General features: G+C 36.6%; 2 protein-coding genes. Both read right to left on the minus strand.

Annotation, left to right across the window (positions count from 1 at the left end; translation table 11 throughout):
- Window positions 1-16 precede the first annotated feature (16 nt).
- A complete protein-coding gene (locus KQI58_RS22340) occupies window positions 17-1366 on the minus strand; it encodes an ISL3 family transposase (RefSeq protein WP_216411132.1) in 1350 nt (449 codons plus the stop codon).
- Entirely contained in the window at window positions 1353-1691 is a 339-nt protein-coding gene (locus KQI58_RS23255; RefSeq protein WP_367397962.1) for a transposase family protein, read from the minus strand. The genes KQI58_RS22340 and KQI58_RS23255 overlap by 14 nt, the downstream gene beginning before the upstream one ends.
- Window positions 1692-1875 lie beyond the last annotated feature (184 nt).

The following is a 1875-nucleotide window of genomic DNA, read 5'->3' on the forward strand; positions in this document are numbered from 1 at the left end:
GTGGTTCTTTCCAGCGTTAGTTGAAAATCCGCTTTTTTCTCATCCATTCTAATTGAATGGTCTTTTTCCTTAACGTTTCAAAGCTACAACGACCATACATGATTCTTTTGATGACTTTCAGTTTATTGACACTGCCTTCGGCCAGACCATTGTTTTCTTCTCTAAGAATCGCATTTGCTACAGCTTCAATATCTCGGTTTACGCCTTTGACAAAACTATCTATTTCACTAACCCCTAAGCGACTTGCTCGGGATAACCATGGAATTAATTGGTCAATTTTCTTTTCGCTAACGAGTTTTTTAAAGTCCCAAATCAACTGGTAGAGTAGTTTGAATTCCGGTACATTCTCCATTACCACATTGAATTGCTCTTCCGTGATGGAAGGAACCTTTTCTAATGGACGATAGAGTAGCTTGATTAAATGGTTCCGTTTGATTGTCTCTCCTTCATTCTTTTGAGGGTAACGAATTGACTTACTCTGCTTTTTGAAGTCACTGCAGTAATGCCGCAAAGTTGATGAAGAACCCGTATAGCCCATCGTTCTCACTGATTTTTCTATGATAGAACTCATCATCCCCAGCTCGAGTTGTTGATGAATATACGAGCGATAAGGATTAAGTATACTTTTATGTTTTTGTCTGTTTGACTCAATTTTAAAATTTGGATCCAAATAGCGCTTTACTGTTCTAGGATCTATCCCAATTTCCCGGTGAATCGCACTGATACTAAGTCCAGAAGCCTTTAATTCACGCACTTTGCGAACTGTCTTCCACTTTCTTGTGAGTTTTTCTTTCGTACGTTCAACTGAAGTCAATTGAAAATAATCTTGTGCTTGCTTAGCTGTAAATGAAACCAGTTTTTTATAAGTTCGAACATCCATATTCAGTTCCTTACAAATTTGAGTTTGGTTTAACCCAGCAGCTTTTAAGCTACTGATCTGCATATATTTCTGTTTTAAAGTTTTCTTTCTATTCTCATTTTCTTTACAGATTTCAGTAATGCTTTGATGATCCTCTGGTTGTTTGAGTATAGGTATGTTTATGAGTATCTTCAACTTTCTTTTGAGCGCTTCTTTTCCATAATCAATCAAGTTCTTGAACAGATGAAATCGATCGCTTACCTGTTGGGCCTGTGGGTGTGCATTCGAAATAGCCTTTTTATAGGTAACAGAACCATCTCTTGAAATCAGAATCAAGTTAGGGTAAGTTTTTAACCACTGTGTAACGTCTACTAAATCACGACTGGGAATAAGATCAATAATTCGATGTGTCGCAATGTCTATCATGATCGTTCCATATTTTTCGCGTTTCTTAATGGCAAAGTCATCAATACAAACTGCCGTGATGGTTGATTTATCTGGTATTATCTCTTTTTTTTAAAAGGTTGCAGATGGTACTTTTGCTCACTTCTACAGTTTGCTTACTTAGTATCTCAGAAGCAGCTACTGAACTGCAATTCAATGATAGTCGGATAATTTCTTCCTCAAGACGTCGTGTTTTTTTAGCTTTTGGTGCAATACATTCAAAGGTTTCGGCGAACGTCGTTTTCTGACAAGTGGGTTCTTCACAAAGAAATTTTCTATTTTGTAGAATGATTATCACTTTCTTTCCTTGGATCGGCAAATCCTGAAATGTTCGCTCATATTTTGAATGAACCTTTTTTGTGGGGGTTTGGCAGAATGGACAATTCATTGTTGTACGGTTCGACTGCACATCAATATAAAAATTTTGATCAATCACTTCGTGATTCACATATTGTAGATGGGTATCTAGTAATTTTATAAGTTCATCCAAAGTTTCGACGACTCCGTTCTAGTTTTTATATTATTATTACCAAAGTCGGACTTGGAAATCAACTAACACTGGAAAGAACCAT

This window comes from Enterococcus raffinosus (assembly GCF_018917525.1).
In the GTDB taxonomy this organism is placed as follows: Bacteria; Bacillota; Bacilli; order Lactobacillales; family Enterococcaceae; genus Enterococcus_A; species Enterococcus_A raffinosus_A.

Bases quoted from the DNA above. Each gene is read 5' to 3' on its own strand.
- KQI58_RS23255 (WP_367397962.1), bottom strand. From the start codon at position 1,691: ATGAATTGTCCATTCTGCCAAACCCCCACAAAAAAGGTTCATTCAAAA.